We start from the raw sequence: 12,499 nt of genomic DNA on the forward strand, positions 1-12,499 counted from the left end.
CAGATCACAAAGGAAATCTCCAGAAAGCAAATATGTATTTACATCCCCAAAGATCGGATCGGCTTACTGAGAGTGGTATTCATCAGTGGTTGGAAAAAATCAAGAGCCGTGCAACGAAGGATGAGTGGGAACTCATCCAGGATGTGACATTCCATGACTTACGGCATGATTTTGCACACCGGGCGAGGGAGGCTGGTTGGGACCTGAAGGAGATTGCTTTTTATCTTGGGCATGTCACCAACAAGGGAACGCCAGCTATACAAACCACGGTGCGATATACTCAACCGAGTATGGAGCAGTTCAACCGTAAGCTGAAGGAAGTATGGGGATGATCCGATTCTCATGCGAATGGTTTGTTTGTATGCCGGACTGGAATGCATCGGTGATCATTGGTAATGAAACAGGAAGTTGTTGCGGATCTACTTCACAAGAAAAACAGGCAATAAATTAACTTAGTAAACCTAGTTAACCAACTGGTAACACTGATTATTATAGTTAACTAAAAAGGAGAGTAATATTATGGCTGAAACCACAAAAGGCTTTAAAATGACCGACGATTTAAAGAACAGAATCAATAGCATCATGGAATCACGAACGAAATGGTTGCTGACGCTCCAAGTTGGCCTGAAGTTTGGGCACAGGTTCAAAAACTTCTCACCGGTAAGACCATGCTCATTTATAATGCCGATTTCGATACTCGCATGATCCGAAACAATTGCAAGCGTCATAACTTATCTTATATCCCTTTTGAAAGTTTTTGTATCATGCAGACCTATGCGGAATTTGTCGGTAGTTATTCCAAGGATCAGCGTGATTTTACTTGGGTAGGTTTGGTAGATGCTGCTTATGATCAGGACATTCAAATAATAGGCAGTCACCGAGCAAAAGCCGATTGTATAACATGTGCCCGGATAATTAACCGAATCGTGGCTAAAAGAAGAGTTGAAGTTGAGAGTGCTAAAACTTCTTAACGTTGTAAATCCGCATTTTGCTGGCGGTACCCCTACCTATATTCGTCAAGATGTGACATAAATTCTCTGTTAGTTTGAGACGAAAGCAAAATAACCCTCCAAAATGGAGGATTATTTTTGTTTTAAGACTTTTTAGCCCGGGAGAAGCAAAACTAAGTAATGTGCAGCTTGATATGCAATATCAGGTGGAAGTCCGCCAGCTATAAATATTTGTGCAATTGCGTGTTCTTCTATTTTTTGTGCTTTTTCAATGAAGTCAGCTACTTTATAAAAAGATTGGCTGGCTTTTTTCGCCCACTTTTCCCCTATTACTTTTGCTAATCCTTTTTCTACATATGGTGCAGAAAAACGCAGCAACTTGGTAGCTAACTTTTTAATCAAAGAACCTATAATACCTTTTTGTTCAGTAGATGGAGTAGTTTTGGGACCGTTTTTTACTAAACTCATGTTTAACTCCACTTTTTGGGGAGTAGGCTCTCCTGTAGCAGTCGAAGCTGAACTAATTCCTCCTCCTAAGAGGGTAACCAAGACAGTTATAGCCAAAAAGGCTGAAAAAAACTTCTTTTTCATAACACACCTCCTTACATTTTTTATTTGTCACACCATAAATATACACCCAAAAACCATAATTTGGGTGTATCTCTTATCATTTTTCTTTCTTGTCTTTTGTTACATTTTTAATACACCAGAAAAGGATAAATGCCAGAACCATAGAGATGATAAAATCAGAGGCTTTAAAGGAAGAAGAACCATTAAAAAACTCGATTACAAATTCGACTCCATTTACTAGATAAATGAAAAAAAACACAATAAGTATTAAGTGAACAACTCCTGATTTCAATGAATTGGGAATCGCAATCCACAACTTTAACATTCTGTCTAGAAATTTATTCCACATACCACGTTCACCTACTTTCCCTTTTTACCTTTTAATGTAATTGTATTCCATTTGCGTGTTTGGTCAAATGGCCAGAATGGTTAAATAACTTAACTGAATAGGCGGTGAGCAGATGGATTTGCAGTATAAAGGTGTAAGGTTGTGTGGAATGGATTGAACGTGATCTCGCATGCCCAACACGGCCAGAAGGTCTTGTTATAGAAGAATGGCAAGTTAAGCAATACAGATCATTTGTAGAAAAGTATCCAGTATTATATTTGGTGTGAAATGATAAAAAGTTCTGGATATGAACAAAGAACGATTAATAATATACTGAGCCTTATTAAGGCTGCCAATCTTCAAGGAAAAGAAAACAAGAAAACGTGACAGGAGAAAAATCGTGAAAAGTAAGGTTGAACAACTTATAATGGGTGCCAAGGAAGCCGGTGCTAAGTGGGGAAGAACTCCCGGCCAGATAAAGAGATTGTGCTGAGAAGAAAGTTGGATGCGGTGCGTATAGGGAAAACCTGGGTACTTCTCAGTATTCAACATAGTTAATATTCCCAAAATTATCCATATATGCTATTGTCGTCTTGGGGGGATGAAAATGGATAGCCGAATTTCGCTGCGTGATGAACTTGAAAAGGCCATAGCTGAAACCGGATGTACACTGTCTCAACTTCAAGAGATGGGCGGTTCTCATGTTGGGAATCTGAGTGCCAGCTTACGAGGGAAAACGCTTCGGCCTATCACCATTAAACAATTAAATAAGCTAACAGAAGTACTTGGCTTACCAGAAGGATATTATTATGAGTACTATCTAGCGGAGTGTTTTTATAAAGATAGAGTGGCTAGACCTCGAATGGGAACCTTTTTATACCGATGTGCAGAACTTGGAAAAACCGAATTGATCATGAAGGCCATCGATATGTTAGCGGAGTGTTCCAGGTATACGGAACTGCTTTTTTCTGTAGCAGAGAATTTATATATGAATGGTCTTCTTGAAGAGTCAATTCTTTTTTACGAAGAAGTCATAGAGGAGGAAAAGTACATCATTCTGATCGGCTGGCCATCAGTCACTATCGAATTTTTAGAATCACTATCGGAACTGATGCTGAAGAAAATTACAAAGCAGTGATTCGTTTTGAGGGCTTCCGCAAAAAACTCCCTGAAGATTTGCAGTTGGAAGCCTTGTTGCAATTAGCTGAAGTTTGTTTGTGTCTTAAAAAATGGAGATTTACTGACAATTTGCTGATGAATTAAGAATAGTTGCTACGATTAGATACCAAGAAGAACTGTTAAAGAAAAAGGACAAAAGTGTAACAGAACTAAAACGGAAAAACCCCTTGTTATGTACTATGGCCAATCCTATCTAATAAAAAGTGCTGCTCTATTTAAACAGGGTTATTATGAGAAGGCTAAACAATATATAGAAGGATATGAGGATCTTAGTTGGTTTGAGGTTTTAGACGAACAAGGAAAGAAAGAAGTGGAGAAGTTTCGTTTGTGGGCAAAAGCGAATACTTACTGTATAGAATTACTTCTAGGAAATGTCAGTGTACTTGATGAGTACACGAATTATCTTGCCGAACATCCAAATGAAATTCCTACTGGTTTGGCTAGAATTATGGAAGCTGCCAATGCACACGGATTTTCCATAGAGCATATATTAGAGCGATTCCCTGAGTTTTCTACAGATAACAATAAAGTGGAGATTGTAAGAATTGAACAACATTTTAGATTCCATTACCAAAAAGCTATTTATGCTTTTAATCAGCAACATTTTGCAGAAGGGCTGGAAACCCTTCTATACTGTCTCTCTTTATCTATTTCAAATAAGGAACATTCTGAAACTGTATTATGTGCAGCCCAGTTACTGCAGTACCTGAACTATGCCTCGGATTCCCAGAAAGAGCAATTCGCGAACATCATGAAAGGAGTGCTGAAAGGTGAAAATTAAGAATTGGATCTTATGTATTACAGTCGCAATTACATTGATAAGTGGTTCTGCTCTTAGCACAGCGATTCAAAAAGTAGCGACAGAAAATCCTATTATGGCTTTAATCGATCATGGAATTGGGGATCATAAAGCATCTTCATGATATTCTTCACCCAAACCTTACGCTAAGATAATAAAAGACCGGTTCCTAAGTGTACAAGGAACCGGTTTTTTTATCCGTAACGGATCCAGAACGGAGACTTGATTAATGTTGCGTTTTACGAAGGTAATCCAGAGCATGTACGGGTGCTATGGAAACATTCTGTTAAAAAGAATATCCAGGAGGACTAGGTAAGGCTTTTCAAGCATTTTTTCGCTGTGTTAAACATGGGGAAACGCCAGGCTTTCCCCGGTTTAAACCAGAGCAACGGTATTTTTTCATCAGAGACGGGAAGTTGTTGCGGATCTACTTCACAAGAAAAGCATGCGTAGTATTTCCCGTTTTTCACGGTAATGGTACAGGTTTTTGATCTTTCCTTGAAGTTTAATCTTTACGTCACCGATCTTAGACAAACGAACTTTGTTACCGCTGATGGCATGTCCGCCTTGCGGGTAGGTGTAAAGAATTGGGTATTGATCTTGGCTTGTTACACCTTGCTGTTACTTCAGACAGCACAATGTTTAAGGCACCCAAGCAACTGCGAAGAAACGAAAGTCATCTTAAACAGCTCCAACGTGCTATAACACGCAAGAAACGCGGTTCTAAACGTACTAGCCAAATTGCATGAAAAGGTTCTTGATGATCTGGGAAGCCCTTGCTTTTAGGTATGGGTCTTGTTAATATTGTTAAAATTAACTATATATGGTATTATTAATCTCGTAAAGAAGGAGAAAAATGGATAGTCGAATTGCACTGCGTGTCGAAATTGAAAATGCCATAGTAAAATCCGTATATACGCTATCAAGTCTTTCAGAATACAGCGGACTATCTATCGGTAATCTTAGTGCCAGCCTGCAGAAGAAAAAACTGCGGCCTATCACCTTGAAACAATTAGATACGTTAACAGAAGCCTTAGGCTTACCCGAAGGACATTACTATGATCTATACCTTGCTGAGTGTTCCAATAATAATAGAGTTTCCATCCCCAGAATAAAATCCTTTTTAATTCGCTGTGCTGAGCTAGGGAAAAACCGACTTGATTATGAATGCGATCCATATGTCGGTGGAACATCCTAAGTACACCGAACTGCTTTTTTCTGCAGCAGAGGAATTGTATTGAATGGTCTTGTTGAAGAGTCGCTTCTTTTTTATGAGGAAGTCATTGAGGAGGAAAAATTTAATCACTCTGAGCGCTTGGCCATCAGTCATTATCGAGTCTTTAGGGCTAGTATTGGATCTGATGCTGATGAAAACTTCAAAGCAGTAATTCGTTTTGAGGGTTTCCGCAAAAACCTCCCTGAAAATTTTCAGTTGGATGCTTTATTTCAATTAGCCCGAATTTGTTTCTCTCTCAAAAAATGGAACCTGGCTGAACAATTTGCTGATGAATTGAGAATACTTGTTACGATTAGGTACCAAGAAGAACTACTGGTACAAAGGAGCAAAAGAACATCGGAGCCATCTATAAGAGAACACCCTCTTGTTGTATATTATGGACAATCTTACCTTATGAAAAGTGTGGCACTGACTAAACAAGGTTATTATGAGAAAGCGAAACAATATTTACAAGGTTATGAGGATTTAGGCTGGTTTGAGATCTTAGACGAACATGGAAAGAAAGAAGTAGACAAGTTTCGTTTATGGGCACAAGCGAATAAATATGGTATAGAATTGCTTTTGGGAAATACAAGTATACTTGATGAATATACAAATTACCTTACTGATCACCCTAATGAAATTCCTGCCGGTCTCTGTAACATTTTAGAAGCTGCAAATACCTATGCGTTTAACGTAGACTACATCTTAAATAAGATTCCCATTACCTCCATCGGAAAAGAGGCAACCGCTATAGAGATCGAACGACACTGTAAAATTCATTATCAAAAAGCAATTTATGCATTTAATCACCATCGTTTTGTAGAAGGACTGGAAACCATTTTATATTGCCTTCCCCTGTCTATTTCCACTAAAAAACACTCTCAAACTTTATTGTTCGTTGGACGGTTTCAGCAATATATTAAGCATGCTTCAGATTCCCAGAAAGAACAATTCGCAAATATCATGAAAGAGGTGTCGGTAGATGAAAATTAAGAATTGGATATTATGCATTACAGTAGCGATTACATTGATAGGCGAGTCATCCGCTTTTAGTACAACTACTCAAGCAACAGCATCAAATGCTACTATTGCTCTTTCTGATCATGGAGTTGGGGGAGATTATGCTTCATGATTTTCTCCTTCAAACCCACAACTACGTTATTATACCCCCAAATAATAACCGGCCACTTAGGCAGCCGGTTATTTGCTTAATTCTTACCCTCTAATCCCGACGGGAAACCAAAATAAAAAAGCCCTTTAAAACTAGGCTTTTGCACTTACCCCTGTCAAGTAGAACCTAAAAAGCCCAAGCGAACCAGACCCAGAAGCCGGAATGGACTCTAGGTTCCATTAGGCTTTTTTGCTACGCTTTCGCTCCATAACCATGGGTACCCGGTGGCGTGGAAGAACAAAAACCGTATTTTGAATCCTCCTGGAAGAAGAAATACACGGATCGGGGAATCTGCAAGATTCTGGGCAAATATTCCGAGGAAGCCGGACTCACTCAAAATTGAAAAAGCAAGGAATCGACGATGCGTTGATTTAGCCCTGTTCTGATTTGATCTTCTATTATCATTAAGAACAAAAGTTTTTTAAACATGGGCATTGGATTTCCCTGAGTACTGTTAAATAAAAATTATTGCATCAAGGGGTAGTACCAGCGTTGCTGATACCACCCGCAAACCCCTTACTGGCGATACCTGAATGTGGCAATAATTGTGATTGGACAAAAAAGGATATACAAACAATTATTGACTATACATGAAGTATATGTAATAATAATTTTTGAAATTTATAACCATATATTAGGAGGAGATTCATCTATGTTTAAATTTAAAAAACTAATTCTGGCGTCTTTGGCAGTCGCAACAATGCTAACCATTGCACCGATGCCTTCTTTTGCGGCAGAAAATACGACTATAGAAGTAAAACAAGTTCCCATGAATTGGGGATCAATCGATTTTAAAAAAAATGCAAATAATCAATCAGTAGTGACAATGGATCAAGATGGTGAAGTAACTGCACAGGGATGGAAAAAATCCGTTGTCGTGTGGGGTTTACGTAACGGTGGAAGTGCTTTTCATAAAATTACAGAATGGCTAGGCTTTGGAACTAAAGAAGCCAAATATTTAAAAGATAATGCTAGCAAAATTGCCGATTCATTAGAAAGATTGAATCACAAGTCGAACAAAGGTTAGTTGATTTTATGATTTTTCAGTGTGGAATTCCACAAGGATCTGCTAGAGTAATAGCAAAAGCTATTACTACATTTATACTTTAAACAGGTCGGGTGGTTTATAAGATGGAACAAGAGATTAAGAAAGTGAAGTACCATCAAAAGTTGATGCTAACTATGATTTTACATGATGATCCTGAAAGATTTGCTTTTTACCATCAAATTATCAATTATGACTTAGATGAGCAAATTGAGAAATCAGTCTTATGCATAATCAGTTTATTTAACAATCGATTATCTAAAAACGATAACCTAAGATTTGAAAAGGATTATTTTGATTCAATTGGTTTAGATGTAATTTATGATGTAGATGTGACTCCAACTATCGATGAATATGAATCTTATTTACAGAAACTCAGTATTCCGATAGATCCTAAATATTTGTTAATGGCCATCAATAAACAAAAAGAGTCAGATGATGCCTGTCAATATTTACTTCAACAATACAAATAAGGCTTGTAAAACAAGCCTTATTTGTGTTTTAAAAGGAGCTAAAAATGAAGAAATTTCTTGGGTTATTCTTAACATTATTTACTTTGCTTGGAATGTATAAGAATGCAAATGCAGAGATCATCAAAAAGGCTGACTATTTAATTTTGTTTAAAAACGAAATTGATGAAAAATTTATTATTGTTGAAAATGGTGGGACAATCAAAGAAACATTTCCAAATATATCTGCAGTAAAAGCTGAATTTGCATACAATCCAAATGTGATTTTGGAAAACAATAAAAAGATTAAACGGGTTGAACAAGATAGAGTTGTAAAAGCACAAGATAGTCATCAAAATAAAATTTCAAATCTTAAATTTCCTGTTAAAAATCAAGAAAAGAAAACTGAATTAACAGGAAAAGGAGTATCTGTAGCAATCCTGGATACAGGAATTGATAAGGATCATAAAGCATTAAGGATAAAAGATGGTATTTCATTTATAGAAAATAATGTGGATTTTGATGATGACAATGGACACGGAACCCATTTAGCAGGAATTATTGCAGCTCAATATAATAACAGAGGTGTTGCAGGTATAGCACCCGATGTGGATTTGTATGCTGTAAAAGTCTTAGATTCCGAATCTAATGGAAAGTATAGTACTGTAATTAGAGGGATAGATTGGGCTATTGAACATAAAATAAAAATTGTTTTAATGAGTTTAGGAGGAACTAAAAAATCGACTTTCTTTGAAGATGCAATGACAAAAGCTTATCAAAAAGGAGTATTATTAGTTTCTTCTGCTGGAAATAAAGGATATATAGACGATGATACGATCACTTATCCAGCTAAATTTGATTCTGTAATAGCAGTGGGAGCATTAGATAAAAATGATTCAAGAGGATTTCTATCAAGTAAGGGGGCAAAACTTGAGTTGATGGCACCGGGTACAGATATATTAAGCACATGGAATAACGGAGATTATGAAAGTGACAGTGGAACGTCCATGGCTGCCGCTCATGTTGTAGGAGTTGCTGCGTTACTTTTTGAGAGGGACCCAGATTTAACCAATTGGAAAGTTAGAGAAATTATGAATAAATCAGCTATACCATTAGGAGACCCCTTTGAATATGGAAATGGTAAAGTAAGTATAAAAAATTCTCTAAAAATGATAGATACTAATACGGTGCGTATAGCGGATAACCCATAGGGTTGATGAGCGATGCCAGCGGTTCTTAAGGTCGTTTACTTTTCTAAAATTTTCTTGTAGAATACTCCTTAAGAGGAAAATAAAGATCGGTTAGTTTCTTTGGATTCAAAGGGGTAGCGTATTCGTCTGGCGAAGCGACCGGAGCGCAGGCGGCGGTAAGCCGCCGAGTGGCAACGGGAGCGAAGGAGCTGAGACAGACAGCGGCGAAGCCGCGTAAAAATAAGATGAGCGAAGCGAATCATAAGCCCCCCCACTAATAGGGGAGTAGAAAATACAAAGAAAAAAAATAATGTATGGTAAGTAGGAAATACGGTTTCTATAAAAGCGAGTGAAAGCCTGGTTTTAAAGGCTTTTTTATTTTTGGTCAATCCGGATAAGGGGTAGAGACAGCAAAACGCGGAAAACGTACGCTAACAACTTGTGTTGCATCGTGATCCGGCCATAATTGGCTATATTGTGTTGCGTTAAGGCCATTGTAACGATTGTTAAAGCGAGAATTACACAACACAATTGACTTTGTGCTGTATCCCTTAGCGTACGGGAAATGGCGATTTTGCTGGCTTCTTCTCCTTAACGTACGTTTTCCGCGTTTTGTTGGCGGGCCCCCTTAACGTGCGAAATTCGCGTTTTGTTGGCGATATCCCTATTTAGACCTGCATTTTCCTTTATGGCATTTATTCAAAACAAGCTGAATATACATTTCCAACATTAAACAATTCTATCAGTGCTCTTGTAGCTTCTGGACCTGCTTTTTCTCCAGCTTTAGAAACAGCTATTTTTACAGCATCCCAAGTTGCTTTACCTGCATTTTTTGCAGCTTTATATGCCGACATCAAAGTCTTAACAAACGTTGTCGCGCCTCCAGCTGCTTTAATTGCAGCTTTAATTTTGGCGATTTTTGCAAAAGGTATCAAATTAGTAAAAAGTGCAGTTCCAATAGCAGAAACACAACCAATTAATCCAAAAGTGGCAAAATCACCTTGCTGTCCAACGTGCATATTAGAATTCTTGTTCAACCAATCAACTATTGCATTGTCACCCTCTGCAATAACACTATCAGGCAAAGATTCAAGCAGAAAAAACATCTTCTAATGGTTGATACTCTTTGTCAGCTTCTGGATTAAATGCTGCATTCGCAGACCCAATAGATGAAAATAACAAAACAAAAGCCATCACCCACAAAATACTCTTTTTACGAAAAAAAGAAATGTTAATAATAAATACCTCAAATGTATTTTATTCCCATATATAGTATCATGGTATTTTTATTGGTTCAATGTTCATATAATGGTATTTGGAGGTGATTTTATGGATATATTGGAAAAGTATGGCCACTTAATTATTTTAATCTGTTTAGGCACCATGGCAGCCGTTAATTTTTCAACTAAAGATATCACTATACGTGATACAGTATCTGTAATTGGTTTTGTAATAGTCTTTTTAACCGTAGTGCCTTTAGCAATTTATAGAAAAAACAAAAAAAATAGTGTGGCTTTCTGGTTACCCTAATTGGCGAATATTATCCCCCTTTTTAGGTGGTGTGATAAATCGCCATTTTCCCTACCAAGAAATGGTTAAAGATATGGCCCAAGCGAACCAGACCCATTATCGGAAGCCGGAACTGGCTTTAGGTTCCATTGGGCTTTTTTGATGCGATTTCGTCCCGAAACCATGCGTACCATCCGGTGGAGTGGGAAAATAAAAAAATAGCGAAAAATGGTGGTAACTTTTATCGAGAAACCTTTCAAGCAGCGCGACAAGTTGTGAACGGTAACAATAATACAGCACAGGAACTTCTGCTTATGAACTTTGATAATAGGCAAATGACTCTCTTTTAGGAGCAGGACTTCATGACACGAGATCTGATTGAAAGAAAAGCTAAACAGCCTTTAGGTTGTTTTAATGTTCAGTCTGATATTGCTTATGTACTTGCAAATAAATAACTTTTATTGGGTTAAGCGAAAATGGTGACTTACCGCAACCCTAAAAAAGTAGAGTGCCATAAGTCACCATTTAGGTTAAGTTTGTCGGATATTTTTAGTTACTTTCTGCTTTTCTTTGGCTTATAAGGAAACAAATAAAGCAGTAGTAACACAAACAGTATTACGATGACTATTTTTACAATAATAGAGACATCGCGGAAATAATCTCTTATAGGTTGACCAAAATTAGAATCTATAAAAGTTCTTATAGAGCTAGTTACTAAGAAAAACAACATTAATGTCCAAAATGCTATTTTTTTAAAATTGTCCAATTTTCATCAACTGCCATTCCTAAATATTTTTAAAATAGGATAAACATAATAGTTTTTGCTGTCCAATGGGCTACTGTTATCTACTAAGTAATTTTCAATTCCTTGTTGAAGGTTATCTTCCCAATCAAAAAGATAGTCCGCTATGTCTGCGATTGATTTTTCTCCTAGTTTAGCAGCTAAAATTTTAGCAGCTTTTTTAATAAGTGAAACTTTCAACGTTTTTTCTTGCTCTTGCCCCATATTTTCTCTGTCTTTGAGTAATTGAACTTGTTGTTGGTAATTCAAATTAGTTCCTTTGACGATTTCCATAAATTCCTTTTGTTTATCTTTGGTTAAACGTTTATATAAATCATGGTTAGTAATATCTGCATCTTCATAACTTGTATATTTCACCCCGGTTGAGATCATATATGATGAGTTAGCTAATGCATATGAGCCTCCAATTGAACTTAGAACTAAAGTGGCAGCTAAAACACTTCCTATAATTTTCACTTTCATTAAACACATCCCCTTTACCATGATTAAAAGGAATATATATCCATTATATACACCTTTTAGGTTAAGGGTAACAAAATGAAAGCCCTTTTACAACTGTTTAAATGAGATATTTTTCCTCCGATACTCACCAGGTTCAGGAACTTTCACGGTCTTATGCTCTTGCATTGATTTACCACATTGGTAATTAGAAGATGCCCCTAGATGGGTACTTTCCTTGCGGAAAGTCTTCCCTGTTCAGGGCGTTTAAAAAGGGCATCGAGCCCTTATTTAAACGCCTGTCCTGTCGGACAGTGTGCAGTGGAAAATATCTTCGCTTTGCGAATATACTTCCCAGCTGCTCCTTTTGGGTGGGGGCACCTTCTCTGTTCTCTTTAGAATAAATTTTTCCTTATTAGGCCATCAAGGGGGGCGACAAGTCGCCAACAATGAAAATTTTTTTAAGAACTTCACTCAAAAAATTTTTCATTCTTCAAGCCCCTTGACGGCCCTTGCGGAAAAATTTGCAGTTTCTTTGAACATAGAAGATGTTCACATAACAAAGGAGGATGATTAAGGATGATCATTGACGGAATCGAATACGAGGATGTACTGGAAATTACGGGGCGACGGGTATTACGATCTGCCGCAGGTTTTTACATTGGCCGGCTGGCTAAGATGAGCTGGTCAGATGGGGAAATTGTTCCATTTGACCGGCTAAGTGGCTACTTCCGAAAGGAGGTGAATGCACAAGCAGTTTTAGAGAGGGATTCGTAAGAAGAGTTCATGGTTCCGATAAGGAGCCATGAATTTTTTTAGTCGGTGCTCTTGATCGATTTCGTTTCCGAAG

The 12,499-nt window shown here is 37.4% G+C and carries 17 protein-coding genes; 14 read left to right on the forward strand and 3 right to left on the reverse strand.

The window, feature by feature from the left end; all coding sequences use genetic code 11:
• Nucleotides 1–32: 32 nt before the first annotated feature.
• A complete protein-coding gene (locus tag BXP28_RS01110; protein ID WP_036658138.1) occupies nt 33–332 on the forward strand; it encodes a tyrosine-type recombinase/integrase in 300 nt (99 codons plus the stop codon).
• 267 nt (nt 333–599) lie between these two features.
• Nucleotides 600–971 (forward strand): 3'-5' exonuclease, encoded by a 372-nt coding sequence (locus BXP28_RS01115; protein ID WP_051428088.1) that lies wholly within the window; start codon nt 600–602, stop codon nt 969–971.
• Nucleotides 972–1,103: 132 nt separating this feature from the next.
• Here BXP28_RS01115 and BXP28_RS01120 read toward each other — a convergent pair whose 3' ends face one another.
• Nucleotides 1,104–1,541: a hypothetical protein gene (locus BXP28_RS01120; RefSeq protein WP_036658141.1), complete on the reverse strand. Its 438-nt coding sequence runs from the start codon at nt 1,539–1,541 to the stop codon at nt 1,104–1,106.
• Between the two features lie 914 nt (nt 1,542–2,455).
• Between BXP28_RS01120 and BXP28_RS01135 the strand changes: the two genes are divergently transcribed.
• From BXP28_RS01135 to BXP28_RS01165, 10 genes are all read left to right on the forward strand, one after another.
• A complete protein-coding gene (locus BXP28_RS01135) occupies nt 2,456–2,986 on the forward strand; it encodes a hypothetical protein (RefSeq protein WP_051428089.1) in 531 nt (176 codons plus the stop codon).
• Nucleotides 2,987–3,199: 213 nt separating this feature from the next.
• The gene (locus BXP28_RS01140) at nt 3,200–3,808 is read left to right on the forward strand and encodes a hypothetical protein (RefSeq protein ID WP_023483545.1); all 609 of its coding nucleotides are present in this window, start codon (nt 3,200–3,202) and stop codon (nt 3,806–3,808) included.
• Nucleotides 3,798–3,950 (forward strand): hypothetical protein, encoded by a 153-nt coding sequence (locus BXP28_RS22355; protein WP_155116257.1) that lies wholly within the window; start codon nt 3,798–3,800, stop codon nt 3,948–3,950. The genes BXP28_RS01140 and BXP28_RS22355 overlap by 11 nt, the downstream gene beginning before the upstream one ends.
• A 514-nt stretch (nt 3,951–4,464) precedes the next feature.
• Nucleotides 4,465–4,575 (forward strand): hypothetical protein, encoded by a 111-nt coding sequence (locus BXP28_RS24820; RefSeq protein WP_367869704.1) that lies wholly within the window; start codon nt 4,465–4,467, stop codon nt 4,573–4,575.
• 107 nt (nt 4,576–4,682) lie between these two features.
• The gene (locus BXP28_RS01145; protein ID WP_051428090.1) at nt 4,683–5,024 is read left to right on the forward strand and encodes a hypothetical protein; all 342 of its coding nucleotides are present in this window, start codon (nt 4,683–4,685) and stop codon (nt 5,022–5,024) included.
• 39 nt (nt 5,025–5,063) lie between these two features.
• The gene (locus BXP28_RS01150; RefSeq protein WP_023483466.1) at nt 5,064–6,038 is read left to right on the forward strand and encodes a hypothetical protein; all 975 of its coding nucleotides are present in this window, start codon (nt 5,064–5,066) and stop codon (nt 6,036–6,038) included.
• On the forward strand, nt 6,028–6,177 hold the full coding sequence (locus BXP28_RS22365) for a hypothetical protein (protein ID WP_155116258.1): 150 nt from the start codon (nt 6,028–6,030) through the stop codon (nt 6,175–6,177). The genes BXP28_RS01150 and BXP28_RS22365 overlap by 11 nt, the downstream gene beginning before the upstream one ends.
• A 691-nt stretch (nt 6,178–6,868) precedes the next feature.
• A complete protein-coding gene (locus BXP28_RS01155; RefSeq protein ID WP_023483465.1) occupies nt 6,869–7,243 on the forward strand; it encodes a YqxI family protein in 375 nt (124 codons plus the stop codon).
• A gap of 104 nt (nt 7,244–7,347) precedes the next feature.
• On the forward strand, nt 7,348–7,734 hold the full coding sequence (locus tag BXP28_RS01160; protein ID WP_023483464.1) for a DUF1878 family protein: 387 nt from the start codon (nt 7,348–7,350) through the stop codon (nt 7,732–7,734).
• A 44-nt stretch (nt 7,735–7,778) separates the two neighbouring features.
• Nucleotides 7,779–8,921 (forward strand): S8 family peptidase, encoded by a 1,143-nt coding sequence (locus tag BXP28_RS01165; protein ID WP_023483463.1) that lies wholly within the window; start codon nt 7,779–7,781, stop codon nt 8,919–8,921.
• A gap of 674 nt (nt 8,922–9,595) precedes the next feature.
• Here the strand turns inward: BXP28_RS01165 and BXP28_RS01170 are convergent.
• A complete protein-coding gene (locus tag BXP28_RS01170; protein WP_023483462.1) occupies nt 9,596–10,006 on the reverse strand; it encodes a hypothetical protein in 411 nt (136 codons plus the stop codon).
• A gap of 223 nt (nt 10,007–10,229) precedes the next feature.
• On the opposite strand from BXP28_RS01170, the gene BXP28_RS01175 reads away from it, so the two are divergent.
• A complete protein-coding gene (locus BXP28_RS01175; protein WP_036658145.1) occupies nt 10,230–10,430 on the forward strand; it encodes a hypothetical protein in 201 nt (66 codons plus the stop codon).
• A gap of 751 nt (nt 10,431–11,181) precedes the next feature.
• On the opposite strand, the gene BXP28_RS01185 is transcribed toward BXP28_RS01175, so the two are convergent.
• Entirely contained in the window at nt 11,182–11,673 is a 492-nt protein-coding gene (locus BXP28_RS01185; RefSeq protein WP_235430732.1) for a hypothetical protein, read from the reverse strand.
• A 555-nt stretch (nt 11,674–12,228) separates the two neighbouring features.
• Here BXP28_RS01185 and BXP28_RS01190 point away from each other — a divergent pair.
• On the forward strand, nt 12,229–12,426 hold the full coding sequence (locus tag BXP28_RS01190; protein WP_036658150.1) for a hypothetical protein: 198 nt from the start codon (nt 12,229–12,231) through the stop codon (nt 12,424–12,426).
• Nucleotides 12,427–12,499 lie beyond the last annotated feature (73 nt).

The sequence above is a fragment of the Paenibacillus larvae subsp. larvae genome (assembly GCF_002003265.1).
GTDB classification, from domain to species: Bacteria; Bacillota; Bacilli; order Paenibacillales; family NBRC-103111; genus Paenibacillus_H; species Paenibacillus_H larvae.